The 21,956-nt window shown below is 54.5% G+C and carries 23 protein-coding genes; 18 read left to right on the plus strand and 5 right to left on the minus strand.

All coding sequences use genetic code 11. From position 1 onward, the window contains the following. The first annotated feature begins 99 nt into the window (after nt 1–99). The 5 genes from ftsY (at nt 100) to livJ (ending at nt 5,819) form a co-directional block, all read left to right on the plus strand. Nucleotides 100–1,575 carry a signal recognition particle-docking protein FtsY gene (gene ftsY / locus ACLD4F_RS18455; protein ID WP_079944555.1) on the plus strand — a complete coding sequence of 492 codons (1,476 nt, stop codon included), beginning with the start codon at nt 100–102 and terminating at the stop codon, nt 1,573–1,575. 2 nt (nt 1,576–1,577) lie between these two features. Further along, entirely contained in the window at nt 1,578–2,246 is a 669-nt protein-coding gene (gene ftsE, locus ACLD4F_RS18460) for a cell division ATP-binding protein FtsE (protein WP_000617729.1), read from the plus strand. After that, nucleotides 2,239–3,294, plus strand: a complete 1,056-nt coding sequence (gene ftsX / locus ACLD4F_RS18465; RefSeq protein ID WP_001081707.1) for a permease-like cell division protein FtsX — start codon at nt 2,239–2,241, stop codon at nt 3,292–3,294. The genes ftsE and ftsX overlap by 8 nt, the downstream gene beginning before the upstream one ends. Nucleotides 3,295–3,539: 245 nt before the next feature. Further along, nucleotides 3,540–4,394 (plus strand): RNA polymerase sigma factor RpoH, encoded by an 855-nt coding sequence (rpoH, locus tag ACLD4F_RS18470; RefSeq protein WP_000159621.1) that lies wholly within the window; start codon nt 3,540–3,542, stop codon nt 4,392–4,394. A gap of 321 nt (nt 4,395–4,715) precedes the next feature. Next, complete coding sequence (livJ, locus tag ACLD4F_RS18475; RefSeq protein ID WP_141024464.1) at nt 4,716–5,819, plus strand: branched chain amino acid ABC transporter substrate-binding protein LivJ; 1,104 nt, start codon at nt 4,716–4,718, stop codon at nt 5,817–5,819. Nucleotides 5,820–5,902: 83 nt separating this feature from the next. On the opposite strand, the gene ACLD4F_RS18480 is transcribed toward livJ, so the two are convergent. Together ACLD4F_RS18480 and panM are read right to left on the minus strand one after the other, a co-directional pair. Then, nucleotides 5,903–6,037, minus strand: a complete 135-nt coding sequence (locus ACLD4F_RS18480; RefSeq protein ID WP_001517957.1) for a hypothetical protein — start codon at nt 6,035–6,037, stop codon at nt 5,903–5,905. Further along, nucleotides 6,015–6,398 (minus strand): aspartate 1-decarboxylase autocleavage activator PanM, encoded by a 384-nt coding sequence (gene panM, locus ACLD4F_RS18485; RefSeq protein WP_000778873.1) that lies wholly within the window; start codon nt 6,396–6,398, stop codon nt 6,015–6,017. Before panM ends, ACLD4F_RS18480 begins: the two co-directional genes overlap by 23 nt. A 421-nt stretch (nt 6,399–6,819) precedes the next feature. Between panM and livK the strand changes: the two genes are divergently transcribed. The 12 genes from livK (at nt 6,820) to ugpQ (ending at nt 17,605) form a co-directional block, all read left to right on the plus strand. Continuing rightward, a complete protein-coding gene (gene livK, locus ACLD4F_RS18490; protein WP_000822968.1) occupies nt 6,820–7,929 on the plus strand; it encodes a high-affinity branched-chain amino acid ABC transporter substrate-binding protein LivK in 1,110 nt (369 codons plus the stop codon). A 59-nt stretch (nt 7,930–7,988) separates the two neighbouring features. Beyond that, nucleotides 7,989–8,915, plus strand: a complete 927-nt coding sequence (gene livH / locus ACLD4F_RS18495) for a high-affinity branched-chain amino acid ABC transporter permease LivH (RefSeq protein ID WP_000003007.1) — start codon at nt 7,989–7,991, stop codon at nt 8,913–8,915. Beyond that, entirely contained in the window at nt 8,912–10,189 is a 1,278-nt protein-coding gene (gene livM / locus ACLD4F_RS18500) for a branched chain amino acid ABC transporter permease LivM (RefSeq protein ID WP_064163186.1), read from the plus strand. The genes livH and livM overlap by 4 nt, the downstream gene beginning before the upstream one ends. After that, nucleotides 10,186–10,953, plus strand: coding sequence for a high-affinity branched-chain amino acid ABC transporter ATP-binding protein LivG (livG, locus tag ACLD4F_RS18505; RefSeq protein ID WP_000082083.1), 768 nt, complete (start codon nt 10,186–10,188; stop codon nt 10,951–10,953). Before livM ends, livG begins: the two co-directional genes overlap by 4 nt. A gap of 1 nt (nt 10,954) precedes the next feature. Then, entirely contained in the window at nt 10,955–11,668 is a 714-nt protein-coding gene (gene livF / locus ACLD4F_RS18510) for a high-affinity branched-chain amino acid ABC transporter ATP-binding protein LivF (protein WP_000416114.1), read from the plus strand. A gap of 131 nt (nt 11,669–11,799) precedes the next feature. After that, entirely contained in the window at nt 11,800–12,021 is a 222-nt protein-coding gene (locus ACLD4F_RS18515) for a type II toxin-antitoxin system Phd/YefM family antitoxin (protein ID WP_001520924.1), read from the plus strand. Further along, the gene (locus ACLD4F_RS18520) at nt 12,018–12,386 is read left to right on the plus strand and encodes a type II toxin-antitoxin system death-on-curing family toxin (RefSeq protein ID WP_000174963.1); all 369 of its coding nucleotides are present in this window, start codon (nt 12,018–12,020) and stop codon (nt 12,384–12,386) included. The genes ACLD4F_RS18515 and ACLD4F_RS18520 overlap by 4 nt, the downstream gene beginning before the upstream one ends. Nucleotides 12,387–12,644: 258 nt before the next feature. After that, entirely contained in the window at nt 12,645–13,961 is a 1,317-nt protein-coding gene (gene ugpB / locus ACLD4F_RS18525) for a sn-glycerol-3-phosphate ABC transporter substrate-binding protein UgpB (protein WP_411010973.1), read from the plus strand. A gap of 104 nt (nt 13,962–14,065) precedes the next feature. Beyond that, nucleotides 14,066–14,953 carry a sn-glycerol-3-phosphate ABC transporter permease UgpA gene (gene ugpA, locus ACLD4F_RS18530; protein WP_000099303.1) on the plus strand — a complete coding sequence of 296 codons (888 nt, stop codon included), beginning with the start codon at nt 14,066–14,068 and terminating at the stop codon, nt 14,951–14,953. After that, the gene (ugpE, locus tag ACLD4F_RS18535) at nt 14,950–15,795 is read left to right on the plus strand and encodes a sn-glycerol-3-phosphate ABC transporter permease UgpE (RefSeq protein WP_000572196.1); all 846 of its coding nucleotides are present in this window, start codon (nt 14,950–14,952) and stop codon (nt 15,793–15,795) included. Before ugpA ends, ugpE begins: the two co-directional genes overlap by 4 nt. Nucleotides 15,796–15,797: 2 nt before the next feature. Next, entirely contained in the window at nt 15,798–16,868 is a 1,071-nt protein-coding gene (locus tag ACLD4F_RS18540) for a sn-glycerol-3-phosphate import ATP-binding protein UgpC (protein WP_001646570.1), read from the plus strand. Beyond that, a complete protein-coding gene (ugpQ, locus tag ACLD4F_RS18545; RefSeq protein ID WP_411010974.1) occupies nt 16,865–17,605 on the plus strand; it encodes a glycerophosphodiester phosphodiesterase in 741 nt (246 codons plus the stop codon). The genes ACLD4F_RS18540 and ugpQ overlap by 4 nt, the downstream gene beginning before the upstream one ends. Nucleotides 17,606–17,617: 12 nt before the next feature. On the opposite strand, the gene ACLD4F_RS18550 is transcribed toward ugpQ, so the two are convergent. Beyond that, a complete protein-coding gene (locus ACLD4F_RS18550; RefSeq protein ID WP_000826041.1) occupies nt 17,618–18,034 on the minus strand; it encodes a DUF2756 family protein in 417 nt (138 codons plus the stop codon). 125 nt (nt 18,035–18,159) lie between these two features. Between ACLD4F_RS18550 and ggt the strand changes: the two genes are divergently transcribed. After that, nucleotides 18,160–19,902 carry a gamma-glutamyltransferase gene (ggt, locus tag ACLD4F_RS18555; protein WP_076727317.1) on the plus strand — a complete coding sequence of 581 codons (1,743 nt, stop codon included), beginning with the start codon at nt 18,160–18,162 and terminating at the stop codon, nt 19,900–19,902. Between the two features lie 44 nt (nt 19,903–19,946). Here the strand turns inward: ggt and ACLD4F_RS18560 are convergent, their stop codons facing one another. After that, the gene (locus tag ACLD4F_RS18560; RefSeq protein WP_411010975.1) at nt 19,947–20,981 is read right to left on the minus strand and encodes a phosphotriesterase; all 1,035 of its coding nucleotides are present in this window, start codon (nt 20,979–20,981) and stop codon (nt 19,947–19,949) included. Then, nucleotides 20,978–21,949 carry a DMT family transporter gene (locus ACLD4F_RS18565; RefSeq protein ID WP_001038949.1) on the minus strand — a complete coding sequence of 324 codons (972 nt, stop codon included), beginning with the start codon at nt 21,947–21,949 and terminating at the stop codon, nt 20,978–20,980. The genes ACLD4F_RS18560 and ACLD4F_RS18565 overlap by 4 nt, the downstream gene beginning before the upstream one ends. Nucleotides 21,950–21,956: the final 7 nt, after the last annotated feature.

The raw sequence follows: 21,956 nt of genomic DNA on the forward strand, positions 1-21,956 counted from the left end.
AGTTATTCCAGGCGGTGATGTGAATTAAGTTAAGTGATAGACTATTTCATCATTTTTTTAGCTTCCATGTATATAGCGCCGCGAGGGGTGTAGTCGCAGATGGCAAAACAGAAAAAACGTGGCTTCTTTTCCTGGTTGGGCTTCGGTGATAAAGAGCAGAAGCAGGAACAGACCGAAGAACAGCAGATTGTTGAGGAACAACGACCGGTTGAGCCCCCTGTTGAAACGGCGGCAGACGTAGACGCGCAAACGCCCGCGCACAGCAAAGCAGAAACAGAAGCCTTTGCGGAAGAGGTGGTGGACGTTACTGAGAAAGTTCAGGAGAGCGAAAAACCGCAGCCGGTAGAGCCGGAGCCCGCGGCGGTCATTGAGACGGCAGCGCCGCAGATCGCAGTGGAACGCGAGGAATTGCCGCTGCCGGAAGAGGTCAAAGACGAGGCTATCTCGCCGGAAGAGTGGCAGGCCGAAGCGGAAACCGTAGAGGTCATTGCCGCGGTAGAAGAAGAGGGCGAAAACGCGGCGAAATTCACCGACGAAGAGCTGGAAGCGCAGGCGCTGGCCGCTCAGGCGGCGGAAGAGGCGGTGATGGTTGTTCCGCCGGCGGAAGAAGACGCGCCGGTGGAAGCGATCGTTCAGGAACAGGAAAAACCGACTAAAGAAGGTTTCTTTGCCCGCCTGAAACGCAGCCTGCTGAAAACCAAAGAAAATCTCGGTTCCGGATTTATCAGTCTGTTCCGCGGCAAGAAAATCGACGATGATTTGTTCGAGGAGCTGGAAGAGCAGTTGCTCATCGCTGATGTCGGGGTGGAAACCACGCGTAAGATTATCGCTAATCTGACGGAAGGCGCCAGCCGCAAACAGCTTAAAGATGCCGAGGCGCTGTATGGTCTGTTGAAAGACGAGATGGGCGAGATTCTGGCGAAGGTAGACGAACCGCTTAATATTGAAGGTAAAACGCCTTTTGTTATTCTGATGGTTGGCGTGAACGGCGTGGGTAAAACCACCACTATCGGTAAACTGGCGCGCCAGTTTGAGCAGCAGGGTAAATCAGTGATGCTGGCGGCGGGGGATACTTTCCGCGCGGCGGCGGTCGAACAGCTACAGGTCTGGGGACAGCGTAACAACATTCCGGTTATCGCCCAGCATACCGGCGCGGACTCCGCCTCGGTGATTTTTGACGCTATCCAGGCCGCGAAGGCGCGTAATGTGGATGTGTTAATTGCCGATACGGCAGGGCGTCTGCAGAACAAGTCGCACCTGATGGAAGAGCTGAAAAAAATCGTTCGCGTCATGAAAAAGCTGGACGAAGCAGCGCCACATGAAGTTATGCTGACCATTGACGCCAGCACCGGACAGAACGCGGTAAGCCAGGCCAAACTGTTCCATGAAGCGGTAGGCTTAACCGGTATTACCCTGACCAAGCTGGACGGTACGGCGAAAGGCGGGGTGATTTTCTCGGTAGCTGACCAGTTTGGCATTCCTATCCGTTACATTGGCGTGGGCGAACGTATCGAGGATTTGCGTCCGTTTAAGGCGGACGATTTTATTGAGGCACTTTTTGCCCGAGAGGATTAACAATGATTCGCTTTGAACATGTCAGCAAGGCCTATCTCGGCGGGAGACAAGCGCTGCAGGGAGTGACATTCCATATGCGGCCAGGCGAGATGGCGTTTCTGACCGGCCACTCCGGCGCGGGGAAAAGTACCCTGCTGAAGCTAATCTGTGGGATTGAGCGGCCCAGCGCCGGCAAAATCTTCTTCAGCGGGCATGATATTACGCGCCTGAAAAACCGCGAAGTGCCGTTTTTGCGCCGCCAGATTGGGATGATTTTCCAGGATCACCATCTGCTGATGGATCGCACGGTCTATGACAATGTGGCGATACCGTTAATCATTGCCGGCGCCAGCGGCGATGATATCCGTCGTCGTGTGTCGGCGGCGCTGGATAAGGTTGGACTACTGGACAAAGCGAGAAACTTCCCGATTCAACTCTCCGGAGGCGAACAACAGCGCGTGGGCATCGCCCGCGCGGTGGTCAATAAGCCAGCGGTATTGCTGGCGGATGAACCGACCGGGAACCTGGACGACGCGTTGTCGGAAGGGATTTTACGTCTGTTTGAAGAGTTTAACCGCGTAGGGGTGACGGTACTGATGGCGACGCACGATATTGGACTTATCTCCCGTCGTTCCTATAGGCAGCTCGTCCTGAGCGATGGACACCTGCATGGAGGCCTGGCCAATGAATAGGCGCGACGCGATTAACCAAATCAGGCAGTTCGGCGGACGGCTGGATCGACTACGTAAGTCTCGCGGCGGAACAGGCGGCGGGCGCAACGCGCCAGGACGCCAGAAGCCGACACCGAAACCGAACTCACGTAAAACGAATGTCTTTAATGAACAGGTGCGCTATGCCTGGCACGGCGCGCTGCAAGATCTGAAAAGCAAACCGCTGGCGACGTTTCTGACGGTGATGGTGATCGCCATCTCCCTGACGCTGCCCAGCGTCTGTTACATGGTCTATAAGAACGTCAACCAGGCGGCGACTCAGTATTACCCGTCGCCGCAGATCACCGTTTATCTGCAAAAAACGCTGGATGATGACGCGGCGGCGCGGGTCGTTGGGCAGCTTCAGGCCGAGCAGGGCGTTGAGAAGGTCAACTACCTGTCCCGTGAGGACGCGCTGGGAGAATTCCGCAACTGGTCGGGTTTTGGCGGCGCGCTGGATATGCTGGAAGAGAACCCGCTACCGGCGGTGGCGGTGGTGATCCCCAAGCTGGACTTTCAAAGTACCGCCTCGCTTAATACGCTGCGCGACCGTATCTCGCAGATTAACGGCATTGACGAAGTCCGCATGGATGATAGCTGGTTTGCGCGCCTGGCGGCGCTCACCGGGCTGGTGGGCCGTGTGTCGGCGATGATCGGCGTGCTGATGGTCGCGGCGGTCTTCCTCGTTATCGGCAACAGCGTGCGCCTGAGCATTTTTGCCCGTCGCGATACCATTAACGTGCAAAAGCTGATTGGCGCGACCGATGGCTTTATCCTGCGTCCGTTCCTCTATGGCGGCGCGTTGCTCGGTTTTTCCGGCGCGTTTCTTTCACTGATATTGTCTGAAATTTTGGTGATGCGTTTATCATCGGCGGTGACTGAAGTGGCGCAGGTCTTCGGCACGAAGTTTGATCTCAATGGCTTATCGTTCGATGAGTGCCTGTTGCTGCTGCTGGTCTGTTCCATGATTGGCTGGATCGCCGCCTGGCTGGCCACGGTGCAACATTTACGTCACTTTACTCCCGATTGATAAAATCGTGGTATAATCTTTCCCTGCAATGGGCTTCCGTTCGCAGGGAAAGAGTCCCTGTTGTCTCTTCCCCGCGCGTCATCTTTATGTCACAAGATTTGTGCAAATTATGCACAGTGTTACATTGAACTTGTGGATAAAATCACTGTCTGATAAAAGAGTGGGTGATATTCTCGTTGCTCATCGGCTTTGGCACGGTTGTTGCTCGCTGACGGTGCCAGGCAATACTGATTGAGAGGATTTGAATGACCAAAGAAATGCAAAATTTAGCTTTAGCCCCTGTTGGCAACCTGGAATCTTATATCCGGGCGGCGAACGCGTGGCCGATGTTATCGGCTGACGAGGAGCGGGCATTGGCTGAAAGGCTGCATTACCAGGGCGATCTGGAAGCAGCTAAAACGCTGATCCTGTCTCACCTGCGCTTTGTTGTTCATATTGCTCGTAACTATGCGGGCTATGGTCTGCCGCAGGCGGATTTAATCCAGGAAGGCAACATCGGCCTGATGAAAGCCGTACGTCGTTTTAACCCGGAAGTAGGCGTGCGCCTGGTTTCCTTCGCCGTACACTGGATTAAAGCAGAAATTCACGAATACGTGCTGCGTAACTGGCGTATCGTTAAAGTCGCAACCACGAAAGCGCAGCGTAAGCTGTTCTTTAATCTGCGTAAAACCAAGCAGCGTCTGGGCTGGTTTAATCAGGATGAGGTTGAAATGGTGGCGCGCGAACTGGGTGTTTCCAGTAAAGACGTGCGTGAGATGGAGTCGCGTATGGCGGCGCAGGACATGACGTTTGACATGTCTTCGGACGATGAGTCCGACAGCCAGCCAATGGCGCCGGTGCTGTATCTGCAGGATAAATCGTCTAACTTTGCCGACGGCATTGAAGACGATAACTGGGAAGAGCAGGCCGCCAACCGACTGACCGATGCGATGCAGGGGCTCGACGAGCGTAGCCAGGATATTATCCGCGCTCGCTGGCTGGACGAAGACAATAAGTCTACGTTGCAGGAGCTGGCCGATCGTTACGGCGTCTCCGCTGAGCGTGTGCGCCAGCTTGAAAAGAACGCCATGAAAAAGCTTCGCGCTGCGATCGAAGCGTAATCTTCGCGAATTGCCAATGAACCCTCGAATGTGAATTCGGGGGTTTTGTTTTTTGTAGGCCGGATAAGGCGTTTACCCTGCCATCCGGCAACACGTAGGCCCGATGGCGCTTCGCTTATCGGGCCTACGGGCCCTTCCTCTCCCCCACCGACACAAATCTGTTATCTGGATGTAAATTTAGCTATTCCAAAATAATAAAAATCGGGTATGTTTTAGCAGAGTATGCTGCTAAAGCACGGGTAGCTAGCCAATAATCGAAATAAAGTGCTGAACAATAACACCACAACACACGTAACAACCAGAATAATGGGGATTATCAGGATGAATATGAAGGGTAAAACGTTATTGGCAGGATGTATCGCCCTGTCATTAAGCCATATGGCATTCGCAGAGGACATTAAAGTCGCGGTTGTCGGCGCGATGTCCGGTCCGGTGGCGCAGTATGGCGACCAGGAATTTACCGGTGCGGAGCAGGCAATTGCCGATATCAATGCGAAAGGCGGTATTAAAGGCGATAAGCTCGTCGCGGTGAAATATGACGACGCCTGTGACCCGAAACAGGCGGTAGCTGTCGCTAACAAAGTGGTGAACGACGGCATCAGGTATGTTATCGGTCACTTATGCTCCTCTTCCACACAGCCAGCCTCTGATATCTACGAAGACGAAGGTATCCTGATGATAACCCCGGCGGCGACCGCGCCGGAGCTGACCGCACGCGGCTATAACCTGATTTTGCGCACGACCGGCCTGGACTCTGACCAGGGGCCAACGGCGGCAAAGTATATTCTGGAGAAGGTAAAACCGCAGCGCATCGCGATTATCCACGATAAGCAGCAGTACGGCGAAGGGCTGGCGCGCGCGGTGCAGGACGGTCTGAAGAAAGGCGGCGTTAACGTCGTATTCTTTGACGGCATCACCGCCGGCGAAAAAGATTTCTCCACTCTGGTAGCGCGCCTGAAGAAAGAGAATATCGACTTTGTCTACTACGGTGGTTATCACCCGGAAATGGGGCAGATTTTGCGCCAGTCCCGCGCCGCAGGGCTGAAAACCCAGTTTATGGGGCCGGAAGGGGTGGCGAACGTGTCGCTGTCTAACATCGCCGGAGAGTCGGCGGAAGGCTTATTGGTCACCAAACCGAAGAACTACGATCAGGTGCCGGCGAACAAACCGATTGTGGATGCCATCAAAGCCAAGAAACAAGATCCTAGCGGCGCATTCGTGTGGACCACCTACGCCGCGCTGCAATCCTTACAGGCGGGTCTGAACCAGTCTGACGATCCGGCGGAAATTGCCAAATACCTGAAAGGCGCCACGGTCGACACCGTAATGGAACCGCTGTCGTGGGATGAGAAGGGCGATCTGAAAGGATTTGAGTTCGGCGTGTTTGACTGGCATGCGAATGGTACGGCGACAGACGCTAAGTAATTTTCCTGGCGCCTTTCGCGCTGCAGGTGCGTTGGCTACGTTCTTCAACCCCGGTCACTTACTTATGTAAGCTCCCGGGGATTTCATAACTTGCCGCCTGCCTGCAACGCGAAATTCTTGGAAAATTGCGAGGTGGTTTTTATCTTTTCTCCCGGCATGTAGGCCGGATAAGCGTCAGCGCCATCCGGCTTTCTTTTAGCGCTTCTCCCAGCCGTCATGCTGTGCGGTAAAGCCTAACGCCTGCATAAACGCGGCCATCACGCTGCGGTCTTCAACACCGACATCTGCCATCCACCACGACGAGACGTTGGGATTATCGCGGATGACTTCTTCTACCAGGTATTGTCCGACGCCGCGACGACGGGTGATTTCACGCACGCGTAAGGAATCCAGCGCGCCCTGCGTTCCGCTCAGCGTCACTCTTACGGCACCCAACAAACGCTCGTTAAACCGCGCGGCATAAATCCGGTGCGTTTCATCTACGCTTAATGAGGAGGCGGAATATTCCGGCCAGATTTTGCCCAGATCGATCTGATCCTGAGCGCTAAAGTGTTCTAAACGAAGAATGGTCAGCTTCATCGACGGCTTGTCCCGATTTCAAAAGATGCGATCAGTGTACCGAAACAGGCAGGCCAGATGCTTTCTCTTTTTTGTGTCATTTACCAGGTTATTAATTTTTTAACAACGATAATTACAGTTTGAAGCATTAGAGAATGGAAAACAGGCAGCATAATTCCCTGAATACTAGTGAATTATTCCGCTTAATATGCCGTTATTTTATGCTGACAAGCGTGCTTTTTTTTGTTTATCTATAGCGAAAAGCAGAATATTATCTTTTCTTAATAGACTGAAAAATAGAGATTTTAATCTTATTATGCTTTAAATGCTGCGCTAACTCATTAATGAGTCAGTAAAAAGCGCACCATTTATAAAAAGTACAGTCTGCTTTTTAACCAGCAAAAAACAAAACATATAACATCACGAATGGGGATACAGGCACATGAAACGGAAAGCGAAAACAATAATCGCAGGGATTGTTGCATTAGCAGCCTCGCAGGGGGCAATGGCAGATGATATTAAAGTCGCCATAGTCGGGGCGATGTCCGGCCCGGTAGCGCAATGGGGCGATATGGAATTTAACGGCGCGCGCCAGGCCATTAAAGACATCAACGCTAAAGGCGGGATTAAAGGCGATAAGCTGGTCGGCGTAGAGTACGATGATGCCTGCGATCCAAAACAGGCGGTGGCGGTGGCCAACAAAATCGTTAACGACGGTATTCAGTACGTTATTGGTCACTTGTGTTCTTCTTCTACTCAGCCAGCATCCGATATCTATGAAGATGAAGGTATTCTGATGATCTCCCCGGGGGCGACTAACCCGGAGCTGACCCAGCGCGGCTATCAGTACATTATGCGTACCGCCGGCCTGGACTCCTCCCAGGGGCCAACGGCCGCGAAATACATCCTGGAAACGGTGAAACCACAGCGCATCGCTATCATTCACGATAAACAGCAATACGGCGAAGGACTGGCGCGCTCTGTGCAGGATGGTCTGAAGCAGGGCAATGCCAATATTGTCTTTTTTGATGGTATTACCGCCGGCGAAAAAGATTTCTCCGCCCTGATTGCTCGCTTGCAAAAAGAGAATATCGACTTTGTGTATTACGGCGGCTACTACCCGGAAATGGGGCAGATGCTGCGCCAGGCACGGGCTAATGGCCTGAAAACGCAATTTATGGGGCCGGAAGGCGTGGGTAACGCGTCGCTGTCCAATATTGCGGGTGGTGCGGCGGAAGGCATGTTGGTGACGATGCCAAAACGTTATGACCAGGACCCGGCGAATAAAGCGATTGTCGAGGCGCTGAAAGCCGACAAGAAAGATCCCAGCGGTCCGTATGTCTGGATCACCTACGCCGCCGTCCAGTCGCTGGCGACCGCAATGACGCGTAGCGCCAGCCATGCGCCACTGGATCTGGTGAAAGATCTTAAAGCTAACGGGGCTGATACCGTTATTGGGCCGCTGAAATGGGATGAAAAAGGCGATCTTAAGGGATTTGAATTTGGCGTCTTCCAGTGGCACGCCGACGGCTCGTCAACCGTCGCGAAGTAATGCCAGAAGATAAGTTATCCCACCGCCCGCACGCCGGGCGGGTTTAAAAAGGTTACCTTATGTCCGAGCAGTTTCTCTATTTCTTGCAGCAGATGTTTAACGGCGTCACGCTGGGGAGCACCTACGCGCTGATTGCTATCGGTTATACGATGGTGTACGGCATTATCGGCATGATCAACTTCGCTCATGGCGAGGTGTATATGATCGGCAGCTACGTCTCTTTTATGATCATCGCCGCGCTAATGATGATGGGAATAGACACCAGTTGGCTCCTGGTGGCCGCCGGATTTATCGGCGCGATTATTATTGCCAGCGCCTACGGCTGGAGTATCGAGCGAGTCGCTTACCGGCCCGTGCGCAACTCCAAGCGCCTGATCGCCCTGATTTCCGCCATCGGGATGTCCATCTTTCTGCAAAACTACGTCAGCCTGACGGAAGGTTCGCGCGACGTGGCGTTACCCAGCCTGTTTAACGGCCAGTGGATTGTGGGCAGCAGCGAAAACTTTTCCGCATCCATCACCACCATGCAGGCGGTTATCTGGATAGTCACCTTTCTGGCTATGCTGGCGCTCACCATTTTCATTCGCTACTCCCGGATGGGCCGCGCCTGCCGCGCCTGCGCGGAGGATCTGAAAATGGCCAGCCTGCTCGGCATTAATACCGACCGCGTCATTGCGCTAACGTTTGTTATCGGCGCGGCAATGGCGGCGGTGGCGGGCGTGCTGCTCGGTCAGTTCTATGGCGTGATTAACCCCTACATCGGTTTTATGGCCGGGATGAAAGCGTTCACCGCGGCGGTGCTGGGCGGTATTGGCAGCATTCCGGGCGCGATGATCGGCGGTCTGATTTTGGGCGTTGCCGAAGCGCTCTCGTCTGCATATTTAAGTACCGAATATAAAGATGTCGTGTCGTTCGCTCTGCTGATTCTGGTACTGCTGGTGATGCCGACCGGTATCCTGGGGCGGCCGGAGGTAGAGAAAGTATGAAACCGATGCATATTGCGATGGCGCTATTCTCTGCGGCGATGTTCTTCGTTCTGGCTAGCGTCTTCATGGGCGTACAACTGGAGCTGGACGGCACCAAACTGGTGGTGGATACCGCCGCCGACATCCGCTGGCAGTGGATCTTTATCGGTACGGCAGTGGTTTTTTTCTTTCAGTTGCTGCGTCCGATGTTCCAGAAAGCGGTGAAGCACGTCTCCGGACCGAAGTTTATTCTGCCGGCGATCGATGGCTCTACCGTTAAGCAAAAGCTGTTTCTGATGGCGCTGCTGGTTATCGCCGTGGCGTGGCCGTTTATGGTGTCGCGCGGTAGCGTCGATATCGCCACTATGACCATGATTTATATCATCCTCGGTCTGGGGCTGAACGTGGTGGTGGGGCTGTCCGGCCTGCTGGTATTGGGCTACGGCGGCTTTTACGCCATCGGCGCTTATACCTTTGCGCTGCTCAACCACTATTACGGTTTGGGTTTCTGGACCTGCCTGCCGCTGGCGGGACTGGTCTCCGCCGCCGCTGGTTTCCTGCTCGGCTTCCCGGTACTGCGTCTGCGCGGCGACTATCTGGCGATTGTGACGCTCGGCTTCGGCGAAATCGTCCGTATCCTGCTGCTCAACAACACTGAAATTACCGGCGGCCCGAACGGCATCAGTCAGATCCCCAAACCGACGCTGTTTGGTCTGGAGTTTAGCCGCAACACCCGCGAAGGCGGCTGGGATACCTTCAGCAATTTCTTTGGCGTGAAGTACGACCCATCCGACCGGGTCATTTTCCTCTATCTGGTGGCCCTGTTGCTGGTGGTCCTGTCGCTGTTTGTCATTAACCGCCTGCTGCGTATGCCGCTGGGCCGGGCGTGGGAAGCGTTGCGTGAGGATGAGATCGCCTGTCGCTCATTAGGTTTAAGCCCGACGCGCATCAAGCTGACCGCTTTTACTATCAGCGCCGCGTTTGCCGGTTTCGCCGGGACGTTGTTTGCCGCCCGCCAGGGCTTTGTCAGCCCGGAATCCTTCACCTTCGCCGAATCCGCCTTCGTGCTGGCGATTGTGGTGCTGGGCGGAATGGGCTCGCAGTTTGCGGTGATCCTGGCGGCGGTTCTGTTGGTGGTGTCGCGCGAGTTGATGCGCGATTTCAACGAATACAGCATGTTGATGCTCGGCGGTTTAATGGTGTTGATGATGATCTGGCGCCCGCAGGGATTGCTGCCGATGACGCGTCCGCAGTTGAAGCTGAAAAGTGGTCAGGCGAAAGGAGAGCAGGCATGAGTCAGCCATTATTAGCGGTTAACGGCCTGATGATGCGCTTTGGCGGTTTGCTGGCGGTCAACAATGTATCGCTGGAATTGCGTGAGCGGGAAATTGTGTCGCTGATTGGCCCTAACGGCGCGGGTAAAACGACGGTGTTTAACTGCCTGACCGGTTTTTATAAGCCGACAGGCGGTACGATCACGTTGCGCGAGCGGCATCTGGAAGGATTGCCGGGCCAGCAGATCGCCCGCATGGGCGTGGTACGTACTTTCCAGCATGTGCGCCTGTTTCGCGAAATGACGGTGATTGAAAACCTGCTGGTGGCGCAGCACCAGCAACTGAAAACGGGCCTCTTTTCCGGCCTGTTGAAAACGCCCGCTTTCCGCCGCGCGCAAAGCGAAGCGCTGGACCGCGCGGCGACCTGGCTTGAGCGTATTGGCCTGCTGGAACATGCCAACCGCCAGGCCAGTAATCTGGCCTACGGCGACCAGCGCCGGCTGGAGATTGCCCGCTGCATGGTGACGCAGCCAGAAATTCTGATGCTCGACGAACCGGCGGCCGGCCTTAACCCGAAAGAGACCAAAGAGCTGGATGAGCTGATTGCCGAACTACGTAACCATCACAACACCACTATCTTGCTGATTGAACACGATATGAAGCTGGTGATGGGCATTTCCGATCGCATTTACGTGGTGAACCAGGGCACGCCGCTGGCGAACGGCACGCCGGAAGAGATCCGCAACAACCCGGACGTCATCCGCGCTTATCTGGGTGAGGCATAAGATGGAAAAAACGATGTTAACGTTTGAAAAAGTCAGCGCCCACTACGGCAAGATTCAGGCGCTGCACGACGTCAGTCTGCACATCAACCAGGGGGAAATCGTTACCCTGATTGGCGCTAACGGCGCGGGGAAAACGACGCTGCTTGGCACCTTGTGCGGCGATCCGCGCGCCTCCAGCGGACGGGTGGTGTTTGACGGTAAAGACATCACCGACTGGCAGACGGCGAAAATCATGCGTGAAGCGGTGGCGATAGTGCCGGAAGGGCGGCGCGTCTTCTCGCGGATGACGGTGGAAGAGAATCTGGCGATGGGCGGTTTTTTTGCCGAGCGCGATCGGTTTCAGGAGCGTATCAAATGGGTGTACGAGCTGTTTCCGCGCCTGCATGAACGCCGTATCCAGCGAGCGGGCACCATGTCCGGCGGTGAACAGCAGATGCTGGCGATTGGCCGCGCGCTGATGAGCCAGCCGAGGCTATTGCTGCTGGATGAACCGTCGCTGGGGCTGGCGCCGATCATCATCCAGCAGATCTTCGACACCATTGAGCAGTTGCGCGAGCAGGGTATGACCATCTTCCTTGTCGAGCAGAACGCCAACCAGGCGCTGAAGCTCGCCGACCGCGGTTATGTGCTGGAAAACGGCCACGTGGTGCTATCCGATACCGGTGATGCACTGCTGGCGAACGAAGCGGTGCGCAGCGCCTATCTGGGCGGTTAGACTGTGCCAGGGGGGAAGCGCGTGCGCCGCCCCCGGTAACGGCAAGCGGTAAAATTTTTCAAAAGAGCCTGATGGCTCTTTTTTTGTACATGTTTGTTGTACAATAAACATGTACAACTGGGGAGGTGTTTATGCGTACGGTTAACTATAGCGAAGCGCGGCAAAATCTGGCCGAAGTCCTGGAAAGTGCGGTGACGGGGGGCCCTGTCACCATCACGCGTCGTGGGCATAAGTCCGCAGTGATCATCAGCGCCGAGGAGTTTGAGCGTTATCAGACGGCGCGAATGGATGATGAGTTTGCTGCCATTATGGCGGTTCATGGCAATGAGCTCAGGGAGCTGGCGGATAAATGACCCTACAACTTATCTCAGCGGAAGAGATAATTCAGTTTCACGACAGGCTTCTCCGCGTTACGCCTGGTGTAACAGGCATGCCTGATCCTGGGCGCGCGGAAGCGCTAATGTACCGGGTACTCAATCAAATCGAATATGAAGGGGTGACCGACGTGTGGCTGCTGGCGGCAATGCATTTGCTCGCTATATCCCGTGGGCATATCTTCAATGATGGTAACAAACGTACCGCCTTATTTATTACGCTGCTGTTTTTAAAGCGTAACGGGATCTCACTCGCTGCGAATCCGGATTTTGTCGATATGACAGTCGATGCGGCGGCAGGGCGGCTTACGCTGGAGCAAATTGCCGTTCGCTTACGCGCCTGAGACGTTAATCCCGGCGACGCTCCGCCTGGTTGAGTTACGGCATGTGCGCCGCCCCCGGGAATAATGTCGTACCTATCCGTGCCGTAGCTCCCACTTTTCTTTTCCGGCGCTTTCACTGCCTTGCCATCTCTCTGTCGCCTTACTATCTTTTTTTTGTAATAAAAAAGTTATTTTTCTGTCATTCGAGCATGTCATGTTACCCCCGCGAACATAAAACGCGTGATATCGCGCATCCCGGCACAAAAAGAGAGATAACCGATGATATCGTTACGACATACAGCTTTAGGACTGGCGCTAAGTCTGGCATTTACGGGTCAGGCGTTGGCCGTCACCACTATTCCATTCTGGCATTCAATGGAAGGGGAGTTAGGCAAAGAAGTTGATTCACTGGCGCAACATTTCAACCAGGCCAATCCGGATTACAAAATCGTTCCGGTCTATAAGGGGAACTATGAACAGAACCTGAGCGCCGGGATCGCGGCATTCCGTACCGGCAACGCGCCGGCAATATTGCAGGTTTATGAGGTTGGGACAGCGACCATGATGGCCTCGAAAGCCATTAAGCCGGTTTATGAAGTGTTTAAAGACGCCGGTATTAACTTTGACGAGTCCCAGTTTGTACCAACCGTTGCAGGCTACTACACCGATGCTACAAGCGGGCATCTGCTCTCCCAGCCCTTTAACAGCTCCACGCCGGTACTGTACTACAACAAAGACGCCTTTAAGAAAGCCGGTTTAGATCCGGAACAGCCGCCGAAAACCTGGCAGGAGCTGGCTGACTATACCGCGAAACTGAGAGCGGCAGGCATGAAATGCGGTTACGCCAGCGGCTGGCAAGGCTGGATCCAACTGGAAAACTTCAGCGCCTGGAACGGTCTCCCCTTCGCCAGTAAAAACAATGGTTTTGACGGTACAGATGCGGTGCTGGAATTTAATAAGCCAGAGCAGGTGAAACATATCGCGCTGCTGGAAGAGATGAATAAGAAAGGCGATTTTAGCTATGTTGGGCGTAAGGACGAGTCTACCGAGAAGTTTTATAACGGTGACTGCGCGATGACAACCGCGTCCTCCGGTTCGCTCGCCAATATCCGCCAGTATGCCAAATTTAACTATGGCGTGGGTATGATGCCGTACGACGCTGATATCAAGGGCGCGCCGCAAAACGCCATTATCGGCGGAGCCAGCCTATGGGTCATGCAGGGTAAAGATAAAGAAACCTATACCGGCGTCGCCAAATTCCTCGACTTCCTGGCAAAACCGGAAAACGCTGCTGAATGGCATCAAAAAACTGGCTACCTGCCGATTACCACCGCCGCCTACGAGCTGACCCGCGAGCAGGGTTATTACGATAAAAACCCCGGTGCGGATATCGCCACTCGCCAGATGTTGAATAAGCCGCCGTTACCCTTCACCAAAGGTTTGCGTCTGGGCAATATGCCGCAGATTCGTACCATCGTGGACGAAGAGCTGGAAAGCGTCTGGACCGGGAAGAAAACCCCACAACAGGCGTTGGATACCGCAGTGGATCGCGGGAATCAGTTACTGCGTCGTTTTGAGAAAGCGAGCAAATCTTAAGTGTATAAGTGCCTGGTGGCGCTGCGCTTATCAGGCCTACAGCGTTTGTAGGCCGGATAAGGTGCTTGCACCGCCATCCGGCACCTTCCAGGAAAAGAACCTTCATGTCATCATCCCGTCCGGTGTTCCGCTCGCGCTGGCTGCCGTATTTACTGGTTGCCCCGCAGTTGGTTATCACCGTTATTTTCTTTATCTGGCCTGCGGGCGAAGCGCTGTGGTATTCGCTGCAAAGCGTCGATCCGTTTGGTTTTTCCAGCCAATTTGTCGGGCTGGAGAATTTCGTCGCGCTTTTTCACGACAGTTATTATCTCGACGCCTTCTGGACGACGATTAAATTCAGCGCGCTGGTCACGTTTAGCGGCTTGCTGGTCTCGTTGTTTTTCGCCGCCCTGGTGGATTACGTGGTGCGCGGCAGCCGTTTTTATCAGACGCTGATGCTGCTGCCTTATGCCGTCGCGCCCGCCGTCGCCGCCGTATTGTGGATTTTCCTGTTTAACCCGGGGCGGGGATTAATCACCCATTTCCTTGGCGAATTCGGCTATGACTGGAACCACGCGCAAAACAGCGGTCAGGCGATGTTCCTGGTGGTATTTGCGTCAGTCTGGAAGCAGATTAGTTACAACTTTTTATTCTTCTTTGCCGCGCTGCAATCCATTCCCCGCTCGCTGGTGGAAGCGGCGGCCATTGACGGCGCCGGGCCGATTCGTCGTTTCTTCCGGCTTTCTTTGCCGCTTATTGCGCCGGTCAGTTTCTTCCTGCTGGTGGTCAACCTGGTGTATGCCTTTTTCGACACCTTCCCGGTGATCGACGCCGCGACCGCCGGCGGGCCGGTACAAGCTACCACGACGCTGATTTATAAGATCTATCGCGAAGGGTTTACCGGCCTGGATCTCTCGGCGTCCGCCGCGCAGTCGGTGGTGTTGATGTTCCTCGTCATCATTCTGACGGTGGTGCAGTTCCGCTATGTGGAAAGTAAGGTGCGTTACCAATGATAGAGAATCGTCGCGGGCTGACAATATTCAGCCATACCATGCTGATTCTGGGGATCGCGGTCATTTTGTTTCCGCTGTATGTCGCGTTTGTCGCGGCGACGCTGGACGACCGTGCGGTGTTTGAGACGCCGATGACGCTGCTTCCCGGCACGCAGTTACTGGAGAATATCAAAACTATTTGGGTCAACGGCGTCGGTGTTAATAGCGCGCCATTCTGGCTGATGATGCTTAACAGTTTCATTATGGCGTTCAGCATTACGGTAGGCAAAATCACGGTATCTATGCTTTCCGCATTCGCCATCGTCTGGTTTCGTTTTCCCCTGCGTAACCTGTTCTTCTGGATGATTTTTATCACTCTGATGCTGCCGGTTGAAGTGCGTATCTTCCCGACGGTGGAAGTGATCGCCAACCTGAAAATGCTCGACAGCTATGCTGGTCTGACGCTACCGCTGATGGCGTCCGCTACCGCCACTTTCCTGTTTCGTCAGTTCTTCATGACGCTTCCGGATGAACTGGTGGAGGCGGCCCGTATTGACGGCGCGTCGCCGATGCGCTTTTTCCGCGACATCGTGTTGCCGCTGTCAAAAACCAACCTGGCGGCGTTATTCGTCATCACCTTTATCTACGGCTGGAACCAGTATCTGTGGCCGCTGTTGATTATCACCGACGTGAATCTTGGCACTGCCGTAGCGGGTATCAAAGGGATGATCGCCACTGGCGAAGGTACCACGCAATGGAACCAGGTGATGGCGGCGATGCTGCTCACCCTTATCCCTCCGGTCGTAATTGTGTTAGCCATGCAACGGGCGTTTGTGCGTGGTTTAGTGGACAGTGAGAAATAAAAATGGCTGGTTTAAAACTACAGGCAGTAACCAAAAGCTGGGACGGCAAAACCCAGGTCATTCAACCGCTGACGCTGGACGTGGCGGATGGCGAATTTATTGTGATGGTCGGGCCGTCCGGCTGCGGCAAATCAACGTTGTTGCGGATGGTGGCCGGTCTGGAACGCGTGACCAGCGGCGATATCTGGATTGATCGCAAACGGGTCACCGAGATGGAGCCCAAAGATCGCGGCATCGCGATGGTATTTCAGAACTATGCTCTCTATCCCCATATGAGCGTAGAGGAGAACATGGCGTGGGGGCTGAAAATTCGCGGTATGAGCAAAGCGCATATTGAAGAACGCGTGCGGGAGGCGGCGCGCATTCTGGAGCTGGACGGCCTGCTTAAACGCCGTCCACGCGAGCTTTCCGGCGGTCAACGGCAGCGCGTGGCAATGGGGCGCGCGATCGTCCGCGAACCGGCAGTCTTTTTATTCGACGAACCGCTCTCTAACCTCGACGCCAAGCTGCGCGTGCAGATGCGTCTGGAGTTACAACATCTGCATCGTCGTCTTCGTACCACCTCGCTCTATGTTACTCACGATCAGGTAGAGGCGATGACGCTGGCCCAGCGGGTGATGGTGATGAATAAAGGCGTCGCAGAACAGATTGGCACGCCGGTAGAGGTGTATGAAAAACCGGCCAGTCGCTTCGTGGCGAGCTTTATCGGCAGCCCGGCGATGAACCTGTTGGATGGCGTTATCAGCGCTTCCGGCGACCGTTTCGAATTGCCTGGCGGTCTGGCGTTACCGATAGGTGCGGGCTATCGGGGTCATGCCGGACGTAACATGACGCTGGGTATCCGCCCGGAGCATATTGCGTTAAGCTCGCAGGCGGAAGGCGGCGTGCCGTTAACGGTAGACACGCTGGAGATTCTGGGCGCGGATAATCTGGCGCATGGGCGCTGGGGCGATCAGAAACTGGTGGTGCGGTTGGCGCATCAGCAGCGCCCGGCGGCGGGCAGTACGCTATGGCTGCATCTGCCGGAACATCAGCGGCATCTTTTTGATGGCGAAACAGGACAACGTGTATGAGTAACTGGCCTTATCCCCACATTGTCGCCCATCGCGGCGGCGGTAAACTGGCGCCGGAAAACACTCTGGCGGCGATTGACGTGGGCGCGCGATACGGGCACACCATGATTGAGTTTGATGCCAAGCTGTCGAAAGACGGCGAAATTTTCCTGCTGCATGACGATAACCTGGAGCGCACCAGCAACGGTTGGGGCGTGGCGGGCGAGTTGAACTGGCAGGATTTATTGCGTGTGGACGCTGGCGGTTGGTTTAGCGGCGAATTTAAAGGCGAGCCGCTGCCGTTGCTCTCGCAGGTGGCGGAGCGCTGCCGTAAACACGGCATGATGGCGAATATTGAGATCAAACCGACAACGGGGAGCGAAAGGCTAACAGGACGCGTCGTGGCGTTGGCCGCCCGCGAACTGTGGGTCGGGATGACGCCGCCGCTGCTTTCTTCCTTTGAGATAGAGGCGCTGGAAGCGGCGCAGGCGGCAGCACCTGAACTGCCGCGCGGGTTACTACTGGATAAATGGCGTGAAGACTGGCGTGAACTGACGACCCGTCTGGGCTGTGTTTCCCTCCATCTCAACCATAAATTACTCAATGAGACGCGAGTGCAAGAGATTAAGGCCGCGGGTCTGCGGATTCTGGTGTATACCGTCAATCAGCCCCAGCGGGCGGCAGAGCTGCTGCGCTGGGGCGTGGATTGTATCTGCACCGATCGTATTGATGACATCGGCCCTCACTTTCAGTTTTAAGGGCTGTCAGTTTTAAGGGCTGATGGTTTTCAGCGGGATGTCAGGCTGCGGCGTCCCGCTGTCCTGCTGCAACATTGGCTGGGAATGGTTTAGCATCCGGTCCGGATTTCCGCTGCCGCTGAGCATTCCGCCCTGCGTATTGGGCAGCGTTTGCTGACCGAGCATACCGTTGCCCGGCTGTCCCTGCTGAACCCGCTGCGTATTGGCATTCAACTGCGACTGTAGATTTTGCTGCTGGCTGCGCGCCTGCGTTTGCATCTGTTGTTTCAACATACCCTGCTGCTGAATCTGCTGCGTTTGCATCTGCGTCTGCATACGCTGCTGGCTGGGGATCTGATAACCTGGCTGATTAGGATTATTCATAGTGTTAATTGGCTGGGCCAATACAGCAAAGGGTAACAAAGCCGTAATAAGTAGTAAGCGTTTCATTGTCGTCTCCTCCCGATGAGGTCTCTTTTTAAGTGTACCTCTATTTCGCCATGATGATGATTTTTTAAGCGTTGTGGACCAGGATTAAACGGGACATACACCCATTTATCTGGAGAAAAACAACGATGAAACCAACGTTTATGCGCTGGGTGGCGATCGCCGCTCTGCTGGCCGGGGGGACGTTTAGCGCGGTGGCCAATCCTCCCGTCGCGCCGCCAGTCTCCTATGGTGTTGAAGAAGATGTCTTTCATCCTGTGCGGGCGACGCAAGGGATGGTGGCGTCCGTGGATGCAATGGCGACGCAGGTTGGCGTGGATATCTTAAAGCAGGGCGGTAATGCCGTGGATGCCGCCGTCGCCGTGGGCTATGCGCTGGCTGTCACGCATCCGCAAGCCGGGAATCTGGGCGGCGGGGGATTTATGCTGTTGCGCACTAAAGATGGCGCTACCACGGCGATTGATTTTCGTGAAATGGCGCCGGCCGGCGCTACGCGCGATATGTTCCTCGACGATCAGGGTAACGCCGATGCGAAAAAGTCGCTGACGTCGCATCTGGCATCCGGTACGCCGGGTACCGTGGCGGGGTTCTCGCTGGCGCTGGAGAAATACGGCACGATGCCGCTGAATAAAGTGGTGCGTCCGGCGATGAAGCTGGCGGAAGAGGGTTTTGTGGTTAACGATGCGCTGGCCGACGACTTAAAAACTTACGGCAGCGAAGTGATCCCTAATCATGAGAACAGCAAAGTCATTTTCTGGAAAGACGGCGAGCCGCTGAAAAAAGGCGATAAACTGGTCCAGAAGAATCTGGCGAAAAGCCTGGAAATGATTGCCGAAAACGGCCCGGATGCGTTTTATAAAGGGGTGATTGCCGACCAGATTGCCGGGGAAATGCAGAAGAACGGCGGTCTGATGACCAAAGAGGATTTAGCCAGCTATAAAGCCGTTGAGCGTACGCCAATCAGCGGTGACTATCGCGGATATCAGGTCTTCTCCATGCCGCCGCCATCCTCGGGCGGTATTCACATCGTGCAGATCCTCAATATTCTTGAAAACTTCGACATGAAGAAGTACGGTTTTGGCAGCGCCGATGCCATGCAAATCATGGCGGAAGCGGAAAAATACGCCTATGCCGACCGCTCAGAGTATCTGGGCGATCCGGACTTTGTGAAAGTGCCGTGGCAGGCGCTGACCCACAAAGCCTATGCAAAAACGTTGGCCGATCAAATTGATATTAATAAGGCAAAACCTTCCAGTCAGATCAAACCGGGCAAGCTCGCCCCGTATGAAAGCAACCAGACCACCCACTTCTCGGTGGTGGATAAAGACGGCAATGCTGTGGCGGTGACCTATACCCTGAACACCACCTTCGGCACAGGAATTGTGGCGGGAAATACCGGTATTCTGCTGAATAATCAAATGGATGATTTTTCTGCTAAACCCGGTGTACCTAATGTTTATGGCCTGGTGGGCGGCGATGCTAACGCGGTCGGTCCGAAGAAGCGTCCGCTGTCGTCGATGTCGCCCACTATCGTCGTTAAAGAGGGCAAAACCTGGCTGGTGACCGGCAGTCCTGGCGGGAGTCGAATCATCACTACTGTGCTGCAAATGGTAGTGAACAGCATTGATTTTGGCATGAACGTCGCGGAAGCGACCAACGCGCCGCGCTTCCATCATCAATGGTTGCCGGACGAACTGCGGGTAGAAAAGGGCTTCAGTCCCGATACGCTGAAGTTGCTGGAACAGAAAGGGCAGAAAGTGGCGCTGAAAGAAGCGATGGGCAGTACCCAAAGTATTATGGTTGGACCGGATGGCGAACTGTACGGTGCGTCTGACCCGCGTTCGGTGGATGATTTAACGGCGGGATACTGATTTTTAATTCCAGGCCCGGTGTCAGACACCGGGCTATTTGCAGATTATGCCGTGAGTAATCGGGCTGGATTACCAATACAAAGCTTGCGCAGAGTATCGTTGTCTACTCCGCGAGCAGCCAGATAGGCGAGGAAGACATTCGGGACAAACCCCCAGCCATTTCCGCCATTTTTCGCCCACATCTGTTTGAGAAAAACATCATGGCTTAAAACGATTTGGTCGGCGTAACCCAGTGCAATCAGATTCGCTACTGCATCTGCGGTCTCCTGAACGCCCGGCGCGACACCTTCTTTTGGAAAGGTGATGTCCAGACCAATCATGTCAAATTCAAGCCATACGCCGCGGTCGAGCATTTTACGTTGATAGACGACATCTTTTCCTGAAGGGTCCGAATGCGCCAGCGAGACTTTTGCCGGAGAGACGTTCATTTCTTCCAGCACGATATCCAGCACCTCATCACCCAGTCGCAGCCACCCTGGCATATGGATATTCATCGCCGTGTGGGGGTTGTTACATTGTGCCAGAGACGCTGCCCGCAGGCTGTTACGCTCCGCTTGGGTAAACGCGGGAGATACGCCGATTTCACCGATCATGCCAGCGCGAATATCCGTCTCGCCAATACCCTGATTCAGTTCTTTATCAATGAGTGAGGCTAACAGCTCAACAGGTTTATGGATCCGGGTGCTTTCAAATTTCTCCAGATAAGGCCCGGATGACGCGACGATATTCAAACCCGTTTTTAAGGCAACTTCTCGCAGCGCTGAGGCATCCCGCCCAATGGATTCAGAACCGGTGGCGTCGACAATCGTCCTGCCGCCTAAAGCCATAAAGTTATTGATTTCGAAGATAACATCATCAATCTCTTTGCGGTCCATGTTATCGGCGCAGCAGTATGGGTCGTGTTTCAGCCCCCACTGCAGGTCAGCACTGACTTTCTTTCCCACCAGTTGCTGTGAAAAAGCATAATGTGGCTCGTCTACGACCGAAGACAGATCGTTAAACAGATGTTCATGCGGTAGCGTCAGCCCCATATCCGTATGCGCCACCGGGCCTGTTACGGTTTGCAGGAAACCTTTCATTCTGACACCTCCATTCTTTGCGCCATTTTGGATGCTCTGTATTCAGGGATGGTGGTCACAATCGCACCGACTAACGCGAACAGCGTACCGATGATGGTGACCAGGTAGACCGTATTGCCTAATGAAGGGATCAATTCATCAATTAGCACTGAGCCAAGCAGTTGGCCTGCTGTTGACGCTACGCCCAGCATCAATAGTCCTAAGCCTCTCACCAGAATCGCCATTAGCCCGATGGACAGCAGACCCAGCGGACCACCGAGATACATCCACCATGTATCGGGTAACTGGATGGTGACATGGCCTAATGCGATACGTATCGCCAGCGCTGCGCCCAGGACACAAAAGCCGACGATGAAGTTCCATGTAATGGACACCAGCATGGAGCCCGTTGCCTCGGCGACTTTAGCATTCCCCGCAGGCTGCCAGCCAGCGAGTAACCCTGCCAAAAAGGGGAGGATAGCGAGCAGGATAAACGAGGTTGAGTGCCACTGTGGCGACACGACAAAAATGGTGGCGATAACGGCGAACAATGCGCCAGTAATGCGCCATGGCGTAAAATATTTCTTCTCCTCCACACCGATGCCAAAACGGTCGCACAGCAGGCCGGAAAGGAGCAGGGCGGAAATTAATGCCGTTTGAAAGGTGGCAACGCCCAGCGCGCTGGCGGATGCGCCTTCAGAAAATACGACCATCGCCCCGCATAATCCTGCAAACCAATTCCATAGCGGGATTTTTCTCTTTTTAATCAGAGTAGGGATTGAGGCGAATTGCTGGCGTGTTTCTTTGCGCGCAATAATAATAAAAAACATGACGACCAGACCGCTGGCAAACGAGATTACTGCGCAAGCATTACCGTCTTGTAACCAATGTCCTAACTGCCCATTAACGGCAGACTGCATCGGGGAAAGCATACCGGCTAAGATGGTGGCAAGCATCAGTAAGGGGGTTGAGTACTTATTCTTGTTCATACATCAA

The sequence above is a fragment of the Salmonella sp. 741265050_HSA genome (assembly GCF_046569445.1).
Taxonomy (GTDB): domain Bacteria; phylum Pseudomonadota; class Gammaproteobacteria; order Enterobacterales; family Enterobacteriaceae; genus Salmonella; species Salmonella enterica.